Source organism: Acidobacteriota bacterium (assembly GCA_016208495.1).
GTDB lineage: Bacteria > Acidobacteriota > Blastocatellia > Chloracidobacteriales > Chloracidobacteriaceae > JACQXX01.
Genome location: JACQXX010000007.1, coordinates 1 through 22,708, shown reverse-complemented (window position 1 = coordinate 22,708; position 22,708 = coordinate 1). Strand labels below are relative to the sequence as shown.

Below are 22,708 nucleotides of genomic sequence, written 5' to 3'. Positions count from 1 at the left end.
TCCGAACCCCAAACCTAAAACCCCAAACCCTTGTCACCAAAGGATTTGCCATGCAAGTCACCTGCACCCAATGTCACACCAAGTTCAACCTTGAGGAACACAATCTTCCGACGCAGGCATTTAATGTCAATTGCCCAAATTGCCGGTTTACACTGACAGTGAATCCTCCGCCCAAAGTCGATCCAGCGCTGCCAGCTTCGGCTCGTCCAGGACCAGGGCCAGCCGCAGCTTCAGAGGCTCCGGCTGGAAATGATGCGGTGGCTCAGTTAGTGGCTTTACTTTCTTCAGCTATGGGATTAAATGCCAGTCGAGCGGCAGATGGATCAGCCGCACCTGCAAGCTGGCAACGTCGCCATGCCATCATTTGCATGGCTGATGCCGAGAGCATCCGCAAAATGCAAAGCCAGCTTGATACCGCCCATTTTGAACTTACGGTCTGTGAAGCGGCCACCCGAGCGGTCGAGATCATGCGTGATATTCGGGTGGACATCGTGATCCTTGACCCTCAGTTTGACGCCAATAACCAGGGAGGCATCACCGTATTGCGCCACGTTAGCTCGATGATGCCGAAATATCGCCGCCGAATTTATTTGGTGTTGGTCTCACCGCAGATTAAGACGCTTGATACTTACATGGCCTTCCTCAACGGGGTGAACCTGACGGTAAATTCAGCCGACCTGGACACTTTTCGTGATGTTCTGGACCGCAGTATTCGAGATTTCAACGAATTGTATCGCCCCTACAACGCCGCAGCCGGACTTTCACCTTTCTAATCGTTTTGAAAACCAGGGATGAGAAAACCAGGGATGAGGGCTGAAGACATTGGTTTTATTTCATCCCTCATCCCTTTCTGCGATCCGAGCTTGCGAGTCTTCAGCCCCAAGCCCTAAACCCTGGATTTTGCAGCCCCAAGCTTGCGAGTCTTCAACCCTCAGCCCTTAACCATGTGGTCTTCCCTTCTGACCAGGTTTTTACCCACACCCAGCCTTCCCCCGCTTTTATTTCCTCCAGCCTGGCACCTTTCAATTGATACAATTCGCCATCAAATCAGCCTGGTGAACACCACTCCCGTGACCAGTTTGAGCGGGAAATATGCAGTGGTGGGTGAAGTGTGTCTTCGAAACCGGATTGAATTGTGCCGAAAACTCGATATCCGCAATCCCCACCAACAATCGGACTTACAGCTAGTGGTTGATCTGTGGGAGCAGACGGGCCCCGCCGGAGTGTCTTTGCTTGAGGGTATGTTCACCTTTGTCGTGTGGGAGACGGCGTCATCAACTGCCTGGGCGGTTCGTGACCCGGCAGGTGGTCGCACGCTGTATTACACCAGCACGGGTGACTTGTGGCACTTCTCACCCCGGTTGCGTGAACTCCGTCCATTTCATTCAGGAATTCTTGATCCAGTGGCACTTCGCGACTATTTATGCTGTGCCTTTGTGCCTGGAGAGCGGACGCTGTGGAAAGATGTGCTTGAACTTCGTCCGGGAACAATCCTTGAACTACCGGCCTTCACCTTTCAGAAGTACTGGGAAGCAAAGGAACTTCCGATTCTGACTGAATCACTTGACTGGCATGCCGCCCGATTACGCCGCAAACTGGAAGCAGTTGTCTCAGCCTGTTTGCCGGATCAATCGCCGGTTGGGGTGTATCTCTCAGGTGGATTGGATTCAAGCTGCGTCACGGCACTGGCCAGAAAACTGCATCCAGATCCGATTCATACCTATTCCATCCACTTCGGATCGGAAACACCCAACGAACTTGAGTTTTCATCCGCCGTCGCCGAACACTGCCAGACTCGACACCACATTATTGAAATTACATCCGATCAGATGTGGGATTTGCTCCCGCAAACACTGGCGATAATGGATGACCCGGTCGGAGACCCCTTAACCATTCCGAATCTGATTTTAGGGCAGACTGCCCGACAGGATGTTGGCGTCATTTTAAATGGTGAAGGCGGTGACCCGTGCTTCGGCGGCCCCAAAAACCAGCCGATGTTGCTCAATCAACTGTACAGACCAGCCGGTGGACACAAACCTGAAAATCAACTGGCGGCCTATCTGGCTTCATTTCAAAAATGTTCGACCGATTTGTCAACTTTATTGTTACCAGAGGTTTGGAAAGCTGCCAGTCAGTTACCATCCGTCTTTGCCGATGATCTGTTTGGATCCGCGCACTATCTCAACCGGTTGCTGATGATCAACATCAAGTTTAAAGGCGCCGACCATATCCTCACCAAAGTCAACAACATCACCACCGCACTGGGTTTGATAGGCCATTCGCCGCTTTTTGATCACCGGGTGGTTGAGATGAGTCTGGACATTCCGCCGGAGTTCAAGCTGGACGGAGCTGAAGAAAAGGCAGTGTTAAAAGCGGCAGTGGCGGATTTGATCCCGAAAAGCATCCTTGATCGCCCGAAGAGTGGAATGATGGTGCCGGTTCAATACTGGTTTCGCGAGAAATGGCACATCCGCGCGCGCGCGCTGCTGATGAATCGGAAGGCCAGAATTCGCAACTATTTGAATCCACAGGTAATTCAACAATGGCTGGATTATCAGGGCGATATCTGGCATCGCTACGGTGTGAAATTATGGCTGCTGGTCACGCTTGAAATCTGGCTGCAAGTGAATGAATGAAGAAATCATCTAGTGGTTAGTGGTTAGTGGTTAGTGATCAGTGATTAGTTCCTGGTTCCTGGCTCTTGGTTCCTGGTTCTTGGTTCTTGGTTCTTGGTTCGTCTTCGAAAGTATTGATTTCTAACCACTAACCACTAACCGCTTCTTCGTGTCTTAGCCAAACGAATCCGACACATAGACCATGGTCGTGCCGGTGTAGTGCGGATCCTGGTCAAGCGGGACCAATGAATCACCAGCTCGTGGATCACGGCTCCGGGCAATGCCCATCGTGATCATTCGCAAGAGCGCCTGCGGCGCAAATGATTCCAATTCAACAAAATACCCATCCCGTAGCCATTGAATTTCAGTCACATCAAGGGCTGCCAGCACTGGCTGAGCCATATTCCGACCAGCCTGAGCCGATTCAGGAGATTGCTGGACAAACACGGGGCGGTCTAACACCTGCCTGGGTAGAATTCCTAAATCATAAATCGTGACGTTTGGCTGGTTGGCAAACCAGTCAGCTTCCGTGCGAAGCCGATGAACCAGGTGAACCCCAAACGGTGACGCATCGTGGACCGCATACACTTTGAGTTCCGGGTTGCGGCGCAGCATTTTCATCACCGTCCAGAACAGGTCGTACGGGTATTTATCAATACAAAGTACCGCGCAGTTGTTTTCAAAATGAAAGTTGTTGGCCAGCAAAAATTGAGCCATCACCGGAGTATCGGTCACCACCAGTCGGTCAAAACTATAGACCGTCACTTCAGGATTCACCGAGGCGGGAGCAATGATTTGTGTCGGCGGCGGCGGCGGCGGAAGCAATTTTGCAATCGGACCGTTGTTTCGGGCCCAGGCATCAAGCCAGCCTTTGACCAGTTTGGGGGCGGCTGGAAGGTCACGCTGTTTCCGATTTGAAAAGAACTTCCGTTTGACGTGGGGAGTTCTCCAGTACACGTTGAACCCAATCAGGGCAAAAATCAAAAGCACAATCGTAACGGGAATCAGTACCTTCGCCAAACCACTGAAGATAAAGAACAAAAAGAACCCACCCCCAACGATTAAACCATTGATCAGACAGCCGGTTTCACGGTGCGACTTTCGGATAAACCGCTGATTCATCTGGTAATAGAACTGCTTGACGGTAAAAAAGAGTGATTCATTCGCAGTAATAGTGGTCAGGGCTGTTTGAAAAAACGGATCAGTAAAATGGAGTTCAGTGTTGGTGGTACTCAGTGCCGTCGGCTGCTTTGGATCAAAGGTAAAGGGATGCTGACAGGACTTGCATTTCCCGTTTGAAGCCGTTCGGTCCTGTAGATTGTTGTCAACCGCGCATCGGCTGCATTTCATAGAAAATTAAATAGTTATGCTGGAGGAAGTAGTATTTTAAAGGGGCATTGATGTCTAACTTAAACCACCATTAATGAGTAACTCCAAATTCATTTGGCATTCCAGCTTGAAAACTATTGGGGCAAGCAGTTCTTTCAAATAAATCAAACCAGGAATTCAACTCTTTGATTTTTTGGAGATCATCACTCGAAAAGTGAATTGTTTTTTTGACGTAGCTCTCGGCGGGTAATTTTCTTGATCTGGATATACCAAACTCAACCTCATCCCTACTGAAATTTCCCAATCCAGTAATGGTTTCACATAGGTTGCGAGTGACACCCACTTTTCTCATTTCATTTAGAGTTTGGAAAAGCTCAGGAGGTGGAAATGGAGTGATGCCAGCCTGCAAAGTAGTCAGTTGCGCAGCAAGCACATCCACGACCTTGCGCTCAAATGGTACTGCCTGGGGAATTGAAGAATCTGGTTTAGGAAGTGGAGAGACTAATTCAATTTCGAGTTTTTCATTATGGTGTATCTGGATCTGAATTCTATCCAGAAACTCATTTGCAAGTACAGAACCAGAAGACGACGTTTCCATCTGAGAATCTACTACCTGTAAAGCTGCTATCTTGAGCATTTTCTCGATGGTTTGTGTGAGTGCAAGGCTTTGCTGGAGTGGAATACCATTTCTCCAATTTACAGGTTGATCCAGCCGAATGCGAATCACATCAATTCCAGGTGACACAATATCTTGCAGAATTTCAGATTGAGGGCGGTGCTCAAAGGCTTCCAAGGTTTTTAAAGCTTTTTCTATACACATTTCAAAATCAAAGAAGTGTTCCTGCAAAGGAAGTAAAATTCTACGTTGGGTTGCCCCCTGATCATGGTTCACCCAAAAAGACACTCTTTCTGGGAGTTCACGCTCTTGTTTCCATCCAGTTTTTTTCAGATAGTCACTCAAATTGAGCGGCCCAACATTTTGGATTTCACTGGGTAATATGGCTGATTGCATAACCGGTCTTCCTCCACCTGATAAGTCTATTATCCCTGCATCTCTTGTTGAAAGCGAGCTACTATTTCTTGTAAAGATTGAACTGTAAATTGATTTTTGCGAGGGATATGAATGGTTATTGACTCAGTGTTTTTTATTTCCACTCGTCCTCGAAGATCTATCCAATAAGCACAATGCCTTAAAATGAGTTGTTGTTCTGAAGGTTCAACCCAATCAGCCATATTTTGAGGAACTAAAACAACTATCAGAATCCGAGGAAGAATTCCATCTTTGCGCAAATCATTGTAATTATTGGCTTTCAATACAAATTTAACCTCTTTATCACCTAAAGCGGTCTGGGAAGCGGTACATTTTACTTGAATAAGAATTTCTAGATCTGGGGGCCACCCCTGTGCACTGTAAGCTACAATTTTCAAATCAACACTTTGTTTATCACGTTGTGGTCGTTCAACTTGATATCCAGCCGTCGCAGCAATGGCTTGAATATATGCAAAGCTAAATTCTTCCTTCTGTTCATTTTCGTTTAACACAACGACACTCCCCCCAAACAAATACAGAACAACACAACCAAACACCTATTCATAACCGAGGTCCTCGGCTGTGGTCTCAGCATTCACCCAGTCAACAGGGAATCGAGCCACGCTGGCGATGACTGTTGGGTTGTACTCAAAGTCATATTTCAGAAGCTTGAGCATGATCCGAACCAGAATATCGTGGAGGTGTTGACCAATTTTCACTACATCCTCAAGGTCATGTCGCTTTTCCGTAATGTGAAAGTACCCGTCTTCGAGTGGGGCCATGCAGTATTTGGCGACAACCTGGAGCCACTGCAAACCGTCAGGACGGGGGTTTTCCTGATAGTGTCGGTTTAAGATTTCAACATCCGGAATGTCAAAGTGTTCAAATAACCGGGCTAAAACGAGTTCCAATGGTTCTTTACAGTTTTTGATATCCAACAGATAAGCCGCAAGCGCAGTGAGTGCCTGGTTGGAGAGGTCACTCTCTGAATCGGTCATTGACTGGATTTTCTTTGCTGTCGAAACCAGAAGTTTTTGGATCTTCTGGCTTTGCTTTGGATCAAGAGCTTCAACCAGAGGGACCGAAGACTTCAAAAGTCCGTCATATAAACTTCTGACAGCACGGTGTAAAAAGAGAATCTTTTCCTCAAGGTGTTGTTCATAACTTCCACCCAAAAGAATGTGTCTGATGCTGACATGGATCAGTGCCCCTGGGACATCCGTTGCCAGCCAGCTCCTGGTCAATAAATGACTTAATCCCTGGTAATTATGTGGTCCAAGGACATTTTGACCTCTTTGATAGGCACCCGGATTGACTGGCAGGTGAAGTCGTCGGATCAGTTTGCCGTTTGAGTCTCGAAACTCAACCCAGGGAATCCCAACTTGTACACCGGTTGCGAGCCCAAGCAAATCAAGAAATCGTCCTGGAAACCATTCAACCTTCTGTTCACTTGTTCTTGGGAAGTCAATTGAATGGGTTCCAAGCTCCCCAACCATCATGGCCGTCACCGCCATTGGAACCTGTTTGGCAAGAAGCTGATCGCTTTTTTCCTGGTACTCAGGCAATGCTTCGATAAAACCTAAACTTCCGCTGAATTCAAAAATAACCAGTTTGTTTTTTGAATTGGCTTGAAATTGAGCCATTGCTTTCTCGTGAGCTGAAAGCCCTGGTGGAATACGGGGAGTGGGAAAAACCCGAAGTGGATGAGAGTCAAGAGCTTCGTGGTGTTGTCCAAAATCTGTCAGGAAATTGATGAGTGGAAGCACCCAATATCTTGGAGATGAAGCAGTTGTAGAATCATACTGTGACCATGAAGGGTAAAAAATGACCTTGCCAGTCCCTCCGGTCAAACCTGATGAATATCCATACCGAACATTCCCATCAGCATGGAACAAACCATGCGCTGTTTTAACATCCAGTTGAACGCAAACATTATTGATCTGTGCCCCCATCATCAAAATGATCTTTTTGGGGCGATGGATGGGAGATTGCCCACTGAGCAGTTCATGTAACCCAAAGGTCAATGGAACTGGAGTTTCGATCTTTTCCACCTTCATTTCGACGTACGGCTGGCCAAATTCATTGAACCGCACAATCACTGGCCCTTCGATTTTCCCTTCTGGGGTTGAAAAAATCGCCTCACCGTGACCTTCGTATGCCACTTCCGATTCAAACCAGTAAGTTGGCCGAGGTGTAAATACATCCCAGTCAATTTCTGAAGTCAGCCCCTGCTCAATTTCTTCAACTTGTGGGAGTAATCGGTGATATTGCTCCGGCATGGCTTCGACAATCTGGTACGTCGCAACACCCAACGGTTTTGCCATATCCCGAAGCGCATATTCAGCAATGGTTTTATCCTGGGATTTACACAAGATGAGCCCAATGGAAGGATTATCCTCCGGCCCTTTGACCCGATCATCCAGAGCCGAGAGATAGAAGTTCATCTTGCCAGCAAATTCAGGTTCAAACTCACCAATCTTCAGATCCACGGCCACATAGCAATGCAATTTGGTGTGATAAAACAGCAGGTCAAGATAGAAATCAAAGTTGCCGATTGTCAGACGATAGTGACTGCCGACAAAAGCAAATCCAACGCCAAGTTCTGTCAGAAATTTTCCGATGTATTCAAGCAGCCCACGCTCCAGGTCACGCTCATAAGCGTCTTTCCCGAGTGATAAAAAATCAAAATTGTACGGATCCTTGAGAATTTGGTGTGCCAGTTCTGATTGAGTCGCGGGTAAAGCGTGCGTGAAATTTGTGATGGCCTGTCCCTGGCGGTGATAGAGACGACTTTCAATTTGATGAGTTAAAACATTGCGACTCCATCCATTTTCAATGGTTTGACGGACATACCACTCGCGCTCAACCGGGGATTTGACTCCTTCCAAAATGCGCAAATTATGCCCCCAGGGAATTTGTGCAACAAGCTGTTGCACAAATTGTTCGTCAGGATAAGCCTCCGCCAGAGCACGCATATACTTCAGGTTTCGCGACGAAAAGCCTTTCATTTCCGGGAATTCACGGCTGAGATCCGCCGCTAGACGATCAATGATTTTCGCGCCCCACCCCTGTCGTTTTTGCCGTTCCTGAATTTCACACCCAATGTGCCAGTACAGCATAACCAGTTCTCGATTCACACCCAGGACAGTGCGAATTTGCGATTGCTGAATATGTGCTTTGAGATCGTGGAAAAACGTTTCGTACTCACTATTTACAGGGATCAAATCGTCTGTCATTGGATTCCTCGTCTGCTTTGAATTTACTGCTCCTGAATTTCCCACACCAAAGAAAAAAGGGCAACCGTGCTATCAGGCAGGCTGCCCTTTTTGGTTTAGGAAGGCTTACTCCTCGAAACCTCAGATCTCTAAACCCTGAATGATACCAGTTTGCAATCCCCCCCCTCGTGTTAGAGCATAGTCAAGTGATTCAATCAAATAAACTTAGTGAACTATTGACTACGGACTACGGACTACGGACTGGTATGATTTTATTTCGAGTTGATTCGGAACGGAGCGCTGTCACCGGTTCCAGTATTCCCCACTGTGTCCCTGGCCACCACACGGATGCGGGCTGTTTTACTCTTCGCGCTTCCGACAATGGCCGATGTCAGTGAAAATGAACGAGTTGTACCGCCCAGACCAGTTGCCACGGATTGGAACTGGGCTGTGCTCTCCCGCGCCAGCAACACGTCGTGACTCGCCAATCCAATGTTGTCCGATGAATTCCAGGTCACTGAAAATGGAGTCGTCGAGCGAATTTTCACTTTTTGATTGGCACTCGGAGACGTGATCGTCACGGTTGGGGCAATCGTGTCATTGACCTTGATCGTAAAATCACGCTCTGACACGTCCTGACCGGTTTTTCCGCTGGCATCACGGGCAATCACCCGGATTCGCGCCGTGGTCGTATCAAGCGCGGTTGGTACCTGAAAAGCAAACGTCCGTGCCGCTCCAGCCAAACCCGTGGCAACAATTCGGGTAAACGTCGCACCGCTATCAGTTGAAAGATCAATATTTTGCGATGTGATACACAAATCATCGTCAGCTTCCCATTGGATTTGGAGCTGACTTCCCGCTTCGACCACTTCGCCACCGTTTGGACTGACCAGAACAACCTTTGGCGATTCAGTGTCGCTCCGACCATCTGGATTGGCCGAAATTTCATTGGAGGGGCCGCTTTCTCCGGTGTTAAACACCGAAGTCACCGCATAAAAATACCGACTCTGACCATCAATCGGTGGTCGGTCGGTGAACGCTCTGGTTTGAGCACTGAAACTTCCCAGACGGTTGAGTGGCAGGGTTGAAACGGGGGATGTTTGCGACCGATACACGTTGTACCCGGTTAAAATCGCCCCAGGCGTATTGGCCGCCGCATCCCAGTTTAACGCGACAGCCTGACCACAAACCGTTGCATTCAAATTGGTTGGCGGCGCCAATGGTGGGCGGGCAATCGTAAAATCGGCGTTGCTGGTGTCAGTTGACTGATTGAAAAATTGATCAAAGGCCGAAACTCGAATCCGGGCCTGTGGAACTTCGATCAACGGCACCGCCCAGGTAAATTCGCTGGCTGTCCCTGGCAACCCCGTCGCAATGTTTGTGGTGAACGTGGTGCCGCCATCGGTTGAAAGCGCAACATCGTGGAGCACAACCCCCAGATTATCGCTTGACGTCCAGGCAATTCGCAGCCGGTCGCCACCCTTCACCTGATCACCACCATTGGGGGTTGTCACTTCGACCAGCGGTGCAACTGTATCGCCACCACTCACCGGCGCCGGGATTTGCCCCCACCAGGTGCCCCATTTACTGGTGTTACTGGCTTGTTTGGCGGCAAATTCCTGAACAGTCCACATATCCAGATCATTGACCGGATCTACCACGGTGCTGCTGTAATCTCCCCATCGGTTCTCACCTCCGCCGGACTTGATATAGACGTCTTCGCCATTCTTCAACACGGTATCGTCGCGCAAGGTGTTGAGCGGGTCGGTGCCACCCCGAAAGGCAAAGTTCGCACTGGCAAACTGGTCTGGAGAAAACCGCGAATAGCCCACCAGCACGTCATTGTTTTTGTTCACCGCCAGCGATGGAAAGGCAAAAAACATTTTGCTGGTCGGGTCTTCCAAAACAATTCGCTGGATCACGCCACCGCTCGGAGCAAATTGCCAGATTTGAACACAGGCCCGGGTTGGGTCTCCAGCCGGAAGGAAAATCGTGTGGGTTGCCCAGAGGGTGCCGTTGCGAAAGACCACGTTCTGAATTCGACCATCGTTGGCCGCGATTTTGCGAGTGGTGCCTTTTTGAGGAGCGGAATCTTCAAACCCTGGCTCTGAAGATGACCACCCATCGCCGGTGCTGACAATCGAAAGTGTATTGAGTTGCTCGGCGCCGACTGAGCCAGTAATTGAATACAAGCGGAGTCCGGAACCCACATTTTGAACCAGGTACATGGTATCGAGGGTATCGCTGTGCGTAATGGCTGGAGTCAAGGTAAAAGCTGGGGTTTGGAGCAAGGTATGGCGACCAGTGCCTCGCGCATACAAATCCGCCTTGTCAAACACAAACGCGTTTGTCCCTCGAAACCCACCGCTTTCATTCCCAAACATATTGACCGTGACCACGATCCAGTCTTTGTTAAACCCAAAGCTGGGGTAGTCAGCCCAGGCCACATCCGTCGAGTCGGCATCAATATTGTAAAGATTCCATTTTCCGGTTGGATCATCCGTTTGGGTTACACCAATCAGAACCGATGACGTAGGCGAGAATGAATCTGCCGTGCTCGTCATCATCCAGCGGTTTTGATAAGGGTCGTACAATACCTTTGGATCAAATGAGTTAGGATTTCCGACAGCACTCCAGAATCCATCGAGGGAAACAGTTCGCAGGGCCTTCCCCTTGCGGTCCTGGATTCGAATCTCAGTATTGAGCGTTACCATCAAATGATTGGGGCCTGCGGCGCCATGCGTGTCAGGTGGGAACGAAGGACCATTATCTTCGAGCCCAAGAAAACTGGAAGCGGGGGTTGGCGAGGGTGCCAGGGCTTTGGTACCAGGTGTCACACTTGTCGCGGGAGGACTGGGAACCACAGTTTCGTCGGGTCGAATGACATCAAGCGGAACGGGTCCTTTTTCACGCTCAATTTTTGGACGACGTGCCAGCGGGCGTCGGGCTTCTTCAAGCGCAAGCTGAGTAAAATCCACTTCGGCGGCCCGAATTGCAACTCCAGGGATTCCAGCAATGGTTTTTTGGCCATAGCCTGGTAAATCCTGCAATTTGACTGGCGGAAAATCAGCCTGAGACGACTGCCGGGTTGACCTGGGTTTCAAGATTGAAGCTGGCGCGTTGGCACCGCGAGCGGTTTTTGACTGAGGTTCAGACCGCTGTGCCTTCGATTTTTTTTGACCCGATTGGGCTCTGACCTTTTGCCAGTCGGCGTGAGCAATCGTCCACCCAACTCCAGCAGCAAACATCCCCACACTCACGAAAATGAGTGCAAGATGAGCAAAGCAAATACCTTTCCTCATGTGTGTACAACTCCCTGGTTCAGAATACAGGTGTTTTTACCACCCTTATCCTGGTGTCACTGTGTCGTTTTTGAAACTGAATTGAATTGAAGAGAGCAAAGTTGTGAACCAGAGCGAGTAGTGAGTGGCGAGTAGCGAGTAGTCAGAAGAGGTTCTTTTCTGTTACGTCATTTAAGCTTATCGCTTTGGTAACGATGGAATACTGAGCAATCAAACCATAAATTCAATTTGTCACAGGTTGACGACTCGCGACTTGCTCATTCTGACGACTCGCTATTCACTACTTGCTCAAAGGGTTATTTCACAATCAGCTTGAAGGTGCCGCTGTCACCCGTGCCGCTATTGCCGGCGGCATCGCGGGCCACAACCCGAACCTTCGCGGCCTTGTTCTTGCCTTTTGGACCAACCAGTGCCTGTGTCAAGGTAAATGATGTTGTGCTACCCGACAACCCACTGGCCAGACTCTGGAACGTCGTTCCGTCTTTGGCCACAAAGATTTCCTGGCTGGTCACTCCCACGTTGTCCGCCGTTGACCAGGTCACGTTAAACCCGGCGCTGGCGGTGATTTTCACCTTTTGTCCAGCCGTTGGCGACGTGATCGTCACCGTTGGCGGACTGGCATCACTGGACTTGATCGTGAAATTGGCATCGGAACTATCCGTGCCGTTGTTTCCAGCCGCGTCACGAGCTGTTACCCGGATTCGAGCCGTGGCCGAAGCAATCGTCGTTGGGATCTGGAACACGAATGATTGAGCCGTGGCTCCCAAACCGGCTGCCACTGACGTCCCAAACGTCGTTCCGCCATCCAGTGACAAATCCACGTTGTGAGAGGCCAAACCGCCTCCTGGATCAGACGATTGCCACTGAATCTGGAGTGGTTCACCATTGTTGACCGTTTCTCCACCATTCGGGGCAACGACTCTTACCTGTGGAGGAGTGGCATCACTGTTGGGTTCCGGAATAGCTGAAACTTCATTGGATGGAACACTTTCCCCGGTGTTGTACATTGCCGTCACAACATAAAAGAATTGTGTTTTTCCATCCGCTGGATTTGGTCGGTCGGTAAAGGCCAGCAACGACGCCGGGAAAGTTCCAAGGCGATTTGAGCCAATCGGAGACACCGGCGAGGTTCGGGACCGATAGATACTGTATCCAGTTAAGCTGGCGCCTGGGGTGTTGGCGGCTGCCTTCCAACTTAATCGGACCTGAGGACCATTGATGGCAACACTCAAATCAGTCGGTGGAGATAACGCCGGACGGGAAATCGTGAAGTTGGCGTCACTGGCATCACTGGCCCGGTTATTGACCGGATCCGCCGCTGTCACCCGAACGCGAGCCTGGGTTGACTCAACCAGTGGAACGGTCCATTCAAATGTTTTTGCCGTTCCAACCACGCCCGAAGCCACCGTCACGGGAAATGTCGCGCCGCCATCGGTCGAAAGATTGAGATCATGAAACAGAACCAGCGAATTATCAGAGGAAGTCCAGCTAATGGTGACCCGGTTGCTCCCAGTGAGACTTTCGCCGCCATTGGGTGAGGTCAACTGAACCGTCGGCGCCGTGGTGTCGCTTCCTTGTGGCGCATTGACCCGCCCCCACCAGGTTGCCCAGCGGTCGAATCCGCCGCTAGCGGGAACGGCATATTCCTGGATCGTCCACATATCCAGGTCGTTGGGATCCATAATCGTGCTGCTGTAATCACCCCAGCGATTCACTGGACCACCAAACGTTTTGTCGTAGGGTGCTTCGCCAACCTTGAGCCGGGTATCATCACGAAGCGTGTTCAGCGCATCAGTTCCGCCCCGGAACCGATAATGAGCACTGGCAAATTCATCCGCGCCCAACCGTGAATATCCAATCAACATATCACTGTTTTTGTTGACGGCGACAGTTGGATAGCAAAACATCACGGCATTGGTCGGGTCTTCGACAATGATCCGCTGCAAAACCGCCCCACTGGTTGAAAGATTCCATAACTGCAAACCAGATCGGGTTGGGTTTGAGGCCGGGCGATTGACAGTTTGTGAGGCCCAAAGGGTCCCATTGCGGTACACCACGTTTTGCATCCAGGAAAATCCAGTATCCAGTTTGACTGAAGTCCCCTTTTGCGGGCCAATGTCAGTTGAGGTGGCAAACGCCCAGGTATCAGAGCCACCCGTGATGGTTGCCCCCTGGGTGAGAACTTCTGAACCAACGGCGCCCGTGATCGTCGAAACCTTGATGGCTGAATTGAGATTGGTGACCACAAACATCGTTGCCAGGGTTGGATCGTGAGTAATGGCTGGGACGGGGGTTAAATCCGGCCCACGCAGCAACGTAAACTTCCCGGTTCCATTGGCATACAGGTCCGCTTTGTCAAACACATAGATATTGGCGCCACGGAACCCGCCTCCCTGATTGGGGAAGATGTTGCACGACACCACAATCCAGTCTTTGTTAAAACCGATGCTCGGGTAATCCGCCCAGTTTTGGCCGTTGCTGTCAATCTGAACCAGGTAGAGATTCCACCGGCCCGTCGGGTCATCGGTTTGAGAAACACCGATCAACATGGCTGCCGTGGGCTCAAGCGGATCCGCCATCGTGACAAACAGCCAGCGATTTTGAATTGAATCGTACAAAATTTTGGGGTCAAAGGTCGAAAGATTGCCCAGGCGGCCCCAAAATGCACTCAGCGTCGAGGTGCTCAAGGGACGCCCGGTTTTATCCTGAATTCGAACATCCGTGTTGAGGGTGACCATCAGGTGGTTTGGCCCCACCGCCCCGTGGGTGTCAGGCGGAATCCCGGTATTGCTGTCACCCAACGCCTGAAAATTGGCGGCCAGTTCAGGGGATGGAACTTGAGGCTGCACGCTCAATTTGCTGTCAGTTTCACGATTCGGAGGAAGAATGGTGGCAGGTGGGCTGACAATAATCTCATTATCCGGATGTGGGTCCGTCACCGGGAAAATGCGGACCGTACTCTTTTTCGGCTTCGGTATCTTTTGAATCAATCCGGCAGCTTCTTCACGGGCAATTTCAGAAAAATCAATCTCCGCTTTACGCGTGGCTTTTCCAGGTTCACCTTTGATTTGCTGCCCGGTTGATGGAAATTCTTCCTGTCGAATCTCAATAAATTTTGCGCCATCCTGACGGCGCATCATTTCACCCGGACGCAACGGGACACGCGATAAAGCCCCAACCGGCACAATTGCATTCGGCGACGACTGACTCGGGGCACTGGTGGCGGTTGGATTTTTCTGAGGACTGGCTGGCTGTTGGTCGGCAAACGCCGTCAACGACTGACCAATCCGGATTGAGACACTTATGGCAATAAGTGCCAGTAAACACGTGAGGGTAATGAGCCGAAGACCGCTGGTTGCCCTCCACTTCCCTTGATTCATACTGCACCTCTTTCTTGTGAAATGAGACAAGCCGGGTTACCACTGTTTTGGTGACAATGCTGGATCTGAACCAGGGATTTTTCTAACAACTCAGATCACAGATGCTCTTTAGAGTATGGTTTTGGTACCTTGTGCTCGTCAGTCAATGACGTTGAAGATTTGATTTGGTTTTGAATGGTCGCACACCGGTTGAAGAGGGCCTGGGTTTCCTCATCTGCCAAAGATCCTGTTTCCGCCCGGCTGCAAATTTTCATTGGCTGAGAGTCAGCCGGTAGCAGAAAAGTTGGGTTGGGTTGTTTGGCTGCTTGCCGCGGAAGCAAAGCAAGAAAACTTTTTAATTTTTTTAGAAAAAGCGTTGTGCGCGGTGGGAACAGAACAGTTCGTCAGTATTGTACACATTCTTTGGAAATGTGACGAATCTGGTCAGCCAATATTTTCCAGATTTTCAGAAAACGGAAAGGTGGCACCATTGAACGCGCCGACCAGTCGGCGCACGCCAAATCCACTATTTTTTGAGCTTGTAATTGAAAGCTTCGGCTGTTTTTTGACCATCTTTGGTTTTCTCAAGAGTAATGGTCAATGAATCAGCGGACTTGCGGTGAAAGATCAGGCGTTCCTTGCTGTCATGGTCAAAAACCGCGTAGTTTTTTCGAAATTCAACCAGCGGGAAATTCAAGGTGCCGGTTTTGTCTTCCCAGGCAACCAGTCGCGGGTTGAAGTGCCGGAGCCGCAACACCGGACCATCTGGTGTTTGTTCGATCAACATAAACTCGTAAAACACGGCTTTACCGTTTTGGACATAGCGAAACATGCCCATCATGCTGTCGCCCGAGGGTGGGTTCCATTGTTCCTCGGTCGCACCTCCGCCCAATTCGCCCTGCCAGGTGCCAGCAATGAAGGCCAGTTCAGCCAGTGTCGGTTGTGAGGCTGTTTTCTCCTGGGCACTGACCGCACCTGATCCCAGTCTGGCAATCAACACCAGATAGCCAAAAAAACAAATCAGCAGATTCGAGCGAAGACGCATATAACCCCCTTCATCAAGCAGAAGAATCAGACTCCTCACAGTGTGAAAAGAAAGAGAGGACACCTCAGGAAGACGGAGGGATCTTGATTTTCCTCTGTGTTCCTGGAGTGTCCTCCTCAGAATGAACAAAAGTTCTCAACTGTGTTGTCTATTTGACAATGAGTTTAAAGGCGCCGGTTTCGCCCGTGCCGCTATTTCCGCCAGCGTCTTTGGCCACAATCCGAAGTTTCGCCGCCTTGTTCTTTCCAGCAGGTCCAACCAGTGATTGAGTCAAGCTGAAGGTCGTGATTGTACCTGAAAGTCCCGTCGCCAGAGTTTGGAAGGTCGTTCCATCCTTGGCCAGCAACACGTCATGGCTCGCCACCCCGATATTGTCACTGCTGGTCCAGGTGACGGTAAATGAACTTGAGCCCGTCACCTTGACCTTTTGACCGGCGGCAGGTGCCGTTACGGTCACAGTTGGTGCAACCGCATCAGTTGATTTGATCGTGAAATTGGCATCGGATTGATCAGTGCCGACATTTCCAGCCGCGTCGCGGGCTGACACCCGAATCCGGGCTGTTGGTGAAGCAATGGTGGTTGGAATCTGAAACACAAACGATTGGGCCGTGGCCCCAAGTCCAGCCGCCACTGATGTGCCAAACGTGGTGCCGCCGTCAACTGAAAGATCAACCGTATGCGAGGCCAGCGTGCCGCCAGCATCAGATGATTGCCACCGAATCTGGAGCGGCTCTCCATTGTTGACCGACTCGCCACCATTCGGAGCAATGACCTGGACCACTGGTGGTTTGGTGTCGTTGCTGGATTCTGGTATAGCTGAGACTTCGTTGGATGGACCGCTTTCCCCAGTGTTGTAAACCCCTGTCACCACATAGAAATACTGGGTTTTTCCGTCCGCCGGAGTTGGACGGTCGGAAAATGTCCGGGTCTGGATGCTAAACGTCCCCAGCCGATTGGCCGCTGCAACGGCAACTGGGGAGGTTCGTGACCGATAGATGCTATACCCGGTGATATTGGCGCCAGGCGTTGGGCGGGCAGCTTCCCAGGCCAGTTGGACGGCCTGACCGTTGACAGTCGCCGTTACATTCTGGGCAGGTGAAAGTGCCGGGCGGGCAATCGAAAAATCAGCATCGCTGGCATCGGTTGCCTCGTTGCCAAAACTGTCGAGCGCGGTAATTTGAACCCGGGCGCGAGTGGTTTCAACCAGTGGGATCAACCACGAAAACTCCTGAACCGAACCGCTAACACCGGTGGCAATCCGAGCACTAAAGGAGGTTCCGCCATCGGTTGAAAGCTGTAAATCGTGCTGGATCACACCATTGTTGTCGCTCGAAGCCCATTTGATGGTGGTGCGTTCACTCCCTTTCACCGACTCGCCGCCATTTGGAGACTGGAGCTGAACCGTTGGTGGAGTGGTATCACCCGCGCCAGGATCAAGGGCCACTCGTCCCCACCAGGTGCCAAACCGGTTCCCAGGAGCAGCAAATTCCTGAATGGTCCACATGTCAGTGTCATTGACCGGATCAACCACCGTGTTGCTGTAATCTCCCCAGCGGTTGGCGCCAAACGTCGGGTTTTTGTCATACGCACCTTCCCCAGCCTTTAAAACGGTATCATCCCGAAGCGTATTGGGAGCATCGGAACCAGCCCGAAAGGCATAGTTGGCACTGGCAAACTGGCTGGGTGAAAACCTTGAATAGCCAATCAAGGCGTCATTGTTCTTATTCACCGCTACCGTCGGGTAGGCATAGAAAATGGTGCCGTTTGGATCTTCCAAAATGATGCGCTGCAACACATTGCCGCTGGTTGACAATTGCCAGACCTGGACAGCCGCTCGCGTAGCCGAATTTCCAGGTCGGAAAACCGTATGGGCGCACCAGATCGAACCGTTTCGGAAAACCACGTTTTGCATTCGAGCATCACCCGAATCAATTCTGACCCCAGTACCATTTTGAGGCGCTGAATCCTGAAATCCTGGTTGGTTAAAAGACCAGCCATCTGACCCGCCGTTCACAACCGGGCCAACCGTCAGGGTTTCAGACCCAACGGCACCCGTGATCGTTGAAATGCGAATCGCTGAATTAAAGCTCCCTCCAACGCAAAACAGGGTTTCCTGGGTATCGCTATAGGTCAGGCCCGGAACAAGCACAAACTCTGGCGAGCGAATGGTGGTGACGCGACCTGAACCACCGGCATAGACATCAGCCTTGTCAAAAACAAAAAGTTTGGCTTCGGTAAACCGGCCTGAGGAAGGGCTAAACATATTGACCTGGACGGCAATCCAGTTTTTGTTAAATCCCATGCTCGGGTAGTCGGCTGAAAGGGCATCGGTTGAGTCAGTGTCAACCTTGTAAAAGTTCCACTGACCCGTTGGATCACTGGTTTTTGATACCGCCAGCAACACCGAAGAATTCGGTGAGCCAAAATCAATCATGACCGTCATCATGAACCGGTTGGAAAAGGGGTCATATAAAACCTTTGGATCAAAGGTAAAACTAAAGGGTTCAAGAGATCGCCAAAACGCATCGAGCGAAACGGTGCTGATGTTGCTTCCGGTCCGACTTTGAATGCGAACCTGTTGATTGGTCGCCACAACCAGGTGATTGGGACCAACGGCACCATGCGTATCGGGAGGGATCCCCGCGCCGTTATCATCCAGCGCCAGAAAGGTTGAGGCTGGGGCGGGTGAAGGAACGCGAGTGGGCTGATTGGGCGACATAATCGCAGCCGGCTCACTCACCAGAATTTCATCATTCGGGTATGGCTTCAGAAGTGTTGGAATCTTTTTGACCCGGGGTTTGACCACCTGAGGTTTTTTCACCCATCGGCCCTCAGCTTCCGCCTGGGCAATTTCCAGGAAATCATCAACTGCCATTTGGGTGGAAATACCCGGCACACCAGACACCTGGCGGGCGCCATAGCCTGGAAGCTCTTCGGGCTTCAATGGTGTCTGGTTATTCTCCTGAATGGAACCTGGTTTGCCACCAGGGAAAACTGGGAGGCGGGTCCCTTCTGAGGATGGTTTGGATGTGTGACGTAAACTTGATTTGCCGGCCTGGGAAGTATGGGTAGCGGGCGATTTCCGCACCTTTTTCTGTTGGGATGTGTCGCCCTGTGCCCAATTCAACGGCAGGACAGCGGTTCCAGCTCCAATGACCAGACATGCCAAGATCCACAGGCTTACATGTCGGATACTGGTAAACCTCCACCTTGCTCGATTCATAGATCCCCCTTCACAAAATGAAAATCAGAAATTTGGGATTGAGTTCTGCTTGGAAGAATTGCGATTGTATCGTCTACCGAGTCAGTCGTCAGTCGTTGATAAGTCAGTAGTCAGTAGTCAGTAGATGATAAGTCAGTAGTCAGTAGTCCAAACCCGAATCGTTAAATCCATGGAATTCTTGAAAAGAATTGTTCCTAAATGACTCAAATCGAACCAAATACACTTGACAGAGAATTCAAAATCCCAACACTCGACTCCTGACTCCTGACTCCTGACTCCTGCTCCTACTTCACCTTAAATGGGGTTGAACGGCCTTCACCCGCGTTCCCAGCCCCATCAGTTGCAATCACTTTGATAATCGCTTTTTTGACTTTGATACCTGGCGCCGTGGCCAGAAATGACTGGGCTGTCCCTGGTAAGCCTGCCGCCAGTACCGTCCCGAACGTCGCACCGTTATCAGTGGACAACTCAATGTCGTGCCTGACAACGAGTCCGTTATCTGTCGAAGTCCAGGTCACGTTGATTGGCTCGCCGCGCTTGACCTTTTTGAGGGTAGTACCGGGTGAAATGACAGTGACCGCTGGCTTTACGGTATCAGCATTGACCGTAAACATACCACTGAAACCCGCCCCGACATTCCCCGCTTCATCGGCAGCCTGCACTTGAATGACCCCGGTCGAGGTGGTCTGGTTTGGCAAGGTCACATCAAATGAAGTGATGTCACCTGGCAGTCCAGTCGCCAGCGGTGTATCAAAGGTTGAACCATCCGCGGCAAACGCCAGACTGTGCGAACTCACCCCGACATTATCAGTTGAACTGAAGGCAACCGTGGCGGAAGTTCCTCCGGTCAAAACGGCTCCGGTCGCTGGTGCGGACACAGTGACCTCTGGGGGACGGGTATCAACTCCGGTTGCTCCCAAAATCACAAAATCCTGGTCGCTCAGGTCAGCATCAATATTTCCGGCACTATCTCGGGCAGTAACCCGAATCCGCCCATTTTGAGTTCCAAGACCATTTGGCACCACAAACCGAAACGAAGTGGTCTCACCAGCCAGTCCGGTCGCCACTGTGAACCCAAATGAGGTACCACTGTCACCCGAAAGACTGATGCCCTGGGTCACCACGCCTTTGTCATCGGAAGAAGTCCATCGAATTTCCAGTTCCGTCCCAGGGCGGACAGTTTCGCCACCGTTTGGCGAGGTCACCTGCACAGTGGGAGGAACCGTATCAGGACTGCTCCCTGACAAGCTGGCCACACACGTCACAATCTCGGCCTGTGGATTGCTGACATCAAAGGCTTTATCGGCGGTGCTTCCACCAATTGAAACTGAAGCCAGCCCTGAACCACGCGGTTCACCTTGAAAATTGATAAACGAGAAGATCAGCTTGTCGCCGGCGCCAGTCATGCGGTTGACCACATACCCGGAAGTCCCCTCAAAAAGCAATAAAATCCCTGGAAACGCCAGCGATTCATTAAAGATCTTGGTACCGGTATCGCTTACCTTTCCATCTCCATCAGCATCATTGAAGACAAAAATTTCGGTTTCCGAATCCGAAAAAATATCGGCGCTGAGGACACCAATTTTACCGCCCGCCAGCGGCACAACGCTGGTCGCAGCAATCAAATTGGCAATATTTTGGTCACTAAATTGGGCAAACAGGGCTGGAGGAACCAGGTTATCAGGGATGCCATCTCCGTTGTTGTCGGTGAAAACAAAGACGGCGCCACCAGCAAATCCGTCTATGGCATTTTTCGCCACCAGGTTGGCAATCAAATTCCCGTTCTGGCTGAGGGCAATCCCTCCAAAACTAAACGCCACCAGATCCAGACCAAGCTTTAATTGCCCGGCGGGGAGGACATCTACGTTCCGGTTGCCATCAGGTGAACCATCAGGGCCGGGCAAGTAAGCAGTAATTGAAACAAAATCACCTTCCGTCAGGGTAAACGGGGAGGCGGCCTGATAGTAAACCGACATGACAATGACTATATCCCCATCGCCTGAGTGTTTGATCACAATCCCAACCGGCATGCCTTTGCCTAGCGGTATTTTTCGAAGGACCGTGCCTTTGAAGCTTCCATTCGAATTGTCAAACACGGTCAAAATGCCCTCATTGGCCGCAGGTCCTTCAAAAACGAGGGAGCCGGCATAGACTCTTTGGGTCTGAGAGCTCACGGCAAGGGCTGTAAATTCTTCAAGTTCAGGGTCACCAGTTGTAAAGGTCTCGCGGGCATTCCCATCGGGAATCCGATCATTATTGGTGTCAGCCGCCGCGATGAGCGAGGTAATTCCATTCCCATAAAATGTCACCTTATCCAGAGCCGTGCCGGGTTGAATTGTCTGAGGTGCCAGATTGATGTTTGTGGACGACCTGGTCAGGGACTGAACCTGTGCCCTTGAAATCACCTGGGGTTGAATCAGTGAAGATTTGAATCTGACATTGAAGGGTAATTCGAGCTGGTGTGGTTTTTGGGTCAACTGGCTGCCTGACGAATGTGGTGTCATCAATACCAGCAGTATCAGAGCCAGAAATCCCCCAACAACCCACCTGCTCATCACCAGATGTATTGCGGAAATTGAATTGATGACGCCGCGCTTTTTTGTGAGGGTTATCAGATAAAACATCATGAATAATGACAGTCAGTCGTTAGTAGTTAGTAGTCAGTAGTCAGTTAAGAGTTGAAGCAGTTTTTGGTTCTCAGTCTACGAAGGAGACGAAGGCACGCTAGCCCAGGGTGAGTCTTCGAGCCCTCATGTGCATCAAGCTAAGGGAGCCTTAAAAAATAAATCCCTTGGGGTGCGGGCGTTCTGTCACGTCCAGGTTTTGGTTTTGCACCGCGAAGCGTTGCCGTTCGGATAGCCGGTCGGTTGGCCGCTTTGGGCCTACCACCGGATCCACGGGCTATCCCCCATCCCTCCCCGCTTCGCCCGCGCCCTGCGGGGCGCGGGCGAAGCGGGGAGGGATGGACCGGGGAGACAATCGTTTCCCGGTGGTAGCTCCCAAAACCTCGCAACCACCGGCTATGTGAACGGCAGCCTTTCAGGATGCTCAATCCAAATACCTGCCCCCAAACCAAAACGGGAAGTTGTTTTTTAACGCTCCCTAAGGGTTTCCAGGCCCGCAGGGTCGTTGTGTAATAGCCGTGGTGCGAAGCCCACGGTCACGGCCAGGGCGAGACACCCAAGCCCTGCAACGGCGACATAAAAAGCAAGCGGATGGTTCAAATTTTCCTTAGCTTGAGGCGTATGGGGTTACACTGGGCGACGAGCCATCCACCCGCTTCGCGGGTTCAAGACCGGGAGAAAAATACACCGTGCTGATGCTTGGGTTGTGAGGAGGGGCCGAATGTATTCAGGCAGGAAGCCCAATTCGAGCCTCTCGGTACACTGGCTGAAGGCGTAAGAGATCGCCGTTTGTCTTTGGAACTAGATGGTTCAATGGTTATTAACTGAGGACGTTCGGTAAGAGTAGCAAAAAAAGCAAAGAGGTTGCGAGCAGAATCTGCTTGCAACCTCTTTTTCTCTCGGGAGTTGTATTGTCACTTCATACAACTCCTATCAGAGGTTTCGGTTTTGATGAATTCTATCCTT

Annotated in this window: 11 protein-coding genes; 2 read left to right on the top strand and 9 right to left on the bottom strand. The window is 50.8% G+C overall.

The genetic code is table 11. The annotated features are described in order from the left end of the window. Positions 1-50 precede the first annotated feature (50 nt). Together HY774_01105 and HY774_01100 are read left to right on the top strand one after the other, a co-directional pair. A complete protein-coding gene (locus HY774_01105) occupies positions 51-773 on the top strand; it encodes a zinc-ribbon domain-containing protein (protein ID MBI4747060.1) in 723 nt (240 codons plus the stop codon). A 171-nt stretch (positions 774-944) separates the two neighbouring features. Further along, positions 945-2,636 carry an asparagine synthase gene (locus tag HY774_01100; protein MBI4747059.1) on the top strand — a complete coding sequence of 564 codons (1,692 nt, stop codon included), beginning with the start codon at positions 945-947 and terminating at the stop codon, positions 2,634-2,636. Between the two features lie 153 nt (positions 2,637-2,789). Here HY774_01100 and HY774_01095 read toward each other — a convergent pair whose 3' ends face one another. From HY774_01095 to HY774_01055, 9 genes are all read right to left on the bottom strand, one after another. Next, positions 2,790-3,965 carry a hypothetical protein gene (locus HY774_01095; GenBank protein MBI4747058.1) on the bottom strand — a complete coding sequence of 392 codons (1,176 nt, stop codon included), beginning with the start codon at positions 3,963-3,965 and terminating at the stop codon, positions 2,790-2,792. A gap of 70 nt (positions 3,966-4,035) precedes the next feature. After that, positions 4,036-4,956 (bottom strand): hypothetical protein, encoded by a 921-nt coding sequence (locus HY774_01090; protein ID MBI4747057.1) that lies wholly within the window; start codon positions 4,954-4,956, stop codon positions 4,036-4,038. 29 nt (positions 4,957-4,985) lie between these two features. Continuing rightward, positions 4,986-5,486, bottom strand: a complete 501-nt coding sequence (locus HY774_01085) for a DUF4365 domain-containing protein (GenBank protein ID MBI4747056.1) — start codon at positions 5,484-5,486, stop codon at positions 4,986-4,988. Positions 5,487-5,531: 45 nt separating this feature from the next. Continuing rightward, positions 5,532-8,210, bottom strand: a complete 2,679-nt coding sequence (locus HY774_01080; GenBank protein MBI4747055.1) for a DUF1016 domain-containing protein — start codon at positions 8,208-8,210, stop codon at positions 5,532-5,534. Positions 8,211-8,461: 251 nt separating this feature from the next. Further along, positions 8,462-11,437: a hypothetical protein gene (locus HY774_01075; protein MBI4747054.1), complete on the bottom strand. Its 2,976-nt coding sequence runs from the start codon at positions 11,435-11,437 to the stop codon at positions 8,462-8,464. A gap of 350 nt (positions 11,438-11,787) precedes the next feature. Next, complete coding sequence (locus tag HY774_01070) at positions 11,788-14,871, bottom strand: hypothetical protein (protein ID MBI4747053.1); 3,084 nt, start codon at positions 14,869-14,871, stop codon at positions 11,788-11,790. Between the two features lie 505 nt (positions 14,872-15,376). Continuing rightward, the gene (locus HY774_01065; GenBank protein MBI4747052.1) at positions 15,377-15,895 is read right to left on the bottom strand and encodes a hypothetical protein; all 519 of its coding nucleotides are present in this window, start codon (positions 15,893-15,895) and stop codon (positions 15,377-15,379) included. 148 nt (positions 15,896-16,043) lie between these two features. Continuing rightward, positions 16,044-19,118, bottom strand: coding sequence for a hypothetical protein (locus HY774_01060; protein MBI4747051.1), 3,075 nt, complete (start codon positions 19,116-19,118; stop codon positions 16,044-16,046). A 284-nt stretch (positions 19,119-19,402) separates the two neighbouring features. Then, complete coding sequence (locus HY774_01055) at positions 19,403-21,673, bottom strand: hypothetical protein (GenBank protein ID MBI4747050.1); 2,271 nt, start codon at positions 21,671-21,673, stop codon at positions 19,403-19,405. Between the last annotated feature and the right edge of the window lie 1,035 nt (positions 21,674-22,708).

Excerpts from the sequence above, each read along its gene's own strand:
- HY774_01070 (MBI4747053.1), bottom strand. The coding sequence starts at position 14,871 with ATGAATCAAGGGAAGTGGAGGGCAACCAGCGGTCTTCGGCTCATTACC.
- HY774_01055 (MBI4747050.1), bottom strand. The coding sequence starts at position 21,673 with ATGAGCAGGTGGGTTGTTGGGGGATTTCTGGCTCTGATACTGCTGGTA.
- HY774_01090 (MBI4747057.1), bottom strand. The coding sequence starts at position 4,956 with ATGCAATCAGCCATATTACCCAGTGAAATCCAAAATGTTGGGCCGCTC.
- HY774_01095 (MBI4747058.1), bottom strand. The coding sequence starts at position 3,965 with ATGAAATGCAGCCGATGCGCGGTTGACAACAATCTACAGGACCGAACG.
- HY774_01065 (MBI4747052.1), bottom strand. The coding sequence starts at position 15,895 with ATGCGTCTTCGCTCGAATCTGCTGATTTGTTTTTTTGGCTATCTGGTG.
- HY774_01100 (MBI4747059.1), top strand. The coding sequence starts at position 945 with ATGTGGTCTTCCCTTCTGACCAGGTTTTTACCCACACCCAGCCTTCCC.
- HY774_01105 (MBI4747060.1), top strand. The coding sequence starts at position 51 with ATGCAAGTCACCTGCACCCAATGTCACACCAAGTTCAACCTTGAGGAA.
- HY774_01080 (MBI4747055.1), bottom strand. The coding sequence starts at position 8,210 with ATGACAGACGATTTGATCCCTGTAAATAGTGAGTACGAAACGTTTTTC.
- HY774_01075 (MBI4747054.1), bottom strand. The coding sequence starts at position 11,437 with ATGTTTGCTGCTGGAGTTGGGTGGACGATTGCTCACGCCGACTGGCAA.
- HY774_01060 (MBI4747051.1), bottom strand. The coding sequence starts at position 19,118 with ATGAATCGAGCAAGGTGGAGGTTTACCAGTATCCGACATGTAAGCCTG.